The sequence below is a fragment of the Arthrobacter sp. Dra40 genome (genome assembly GCF_059091905.1).
The window spans coordinates 1-970 of sequence record NZ_JBNHHB010000530.1 but is presented as its reverse complement, the minus strand read 5'-3'; the positions used below and the strand labels follow the sequence as shown (position 1 = coordinate 970).

The 970-nt window shown below is 66.8% G+C and carries 1 pseudogene; it reads right to left on the bottom strand.

What is annotated here, in order from left to right:
* Positions 1-970, bottom strand: a pseudogene (locus AC5RWT_RS37805) (DNA-directed RNA polymerase subunit beta'); the annotation flags it as partial.

Here is a 970-nt window from a genome sequence, read left to right as displayed (position 1 = left end):
AGAGGTTGGCCTTGGCTTCCTCCGTCGGCTCCACCGACACCTGGGTGTACCGGTCCAGGCCGGTGCCGGCCGGGATCAGCTTACCGATGATGACGTTTTCCTTCAGGCCCAGCAGCGGGTCGGACTTGCCTTCCATGGCCGCCTGCGTCAGAACGCGGGTGGTCTCCTGGAAGGACGCGGCCGACAGCCACGACTCGGTGGCGAGCGATGCCTTGGTGATGCCCATCAGCTCGTCACGGCCGTTGGCCGGCTGCTTGCCCTCGGAAACGGCCTTGCGGTTCTCCGCCTGGAAGCGGCTCCGCTCGGCCAGTTCGCCCGGCAGCAGATCGGTCTCGCCGGACTCGATCACGGTGATGCGCCGCAGCATCTGGCGGACGATGACTTCCACGTGCTTGTCGTGGATGCCAACACCCTGGCTGCGGTACACGCTCTGAACCTCGTCCACCAGGAACTTCTGCGCCTGGCGCGGGCCGAGGATACGCAGGACCTGCTTCGGGTCCTTGGCACCGGTGACCAACTGCTGGCCGACCTCCACGTGCTGGCCGTCTTCGACCAGCAACCGCGCACGGCGCAGCACCGGGTAGGCGATCTCCTCGGAGCCGTCATCCGGGGTGACGATGACGCGCATCTGGCGCTCGCCGTCCTCGATGGACACGCGTCCGGCCACTTCGGCCATCGGCGCAACGCCCTTCGGGGTACGGGCTTCGAAGAGCTCCTGAATACGCGGCAGACCCTGGGTGATGTCTTCCGCCGAGGCAACGCCACCGGTGTGGAAGGTACGCATGGTCAGCTGCGTGCCGGGCTCACCGATGGACTGTGCGGCAATGATGCCCACGGCCTCGCCGATGTCCACGGTCTTGCCGGTGGCCAGCGACCGACCGTAGCAGAGCGCACAGGTACCGACGGCGGACTCACAGGTGAGCACGGAGCGCACCTTGATCTCGGTGATGCCGGCGTCGATCAGTTCCTG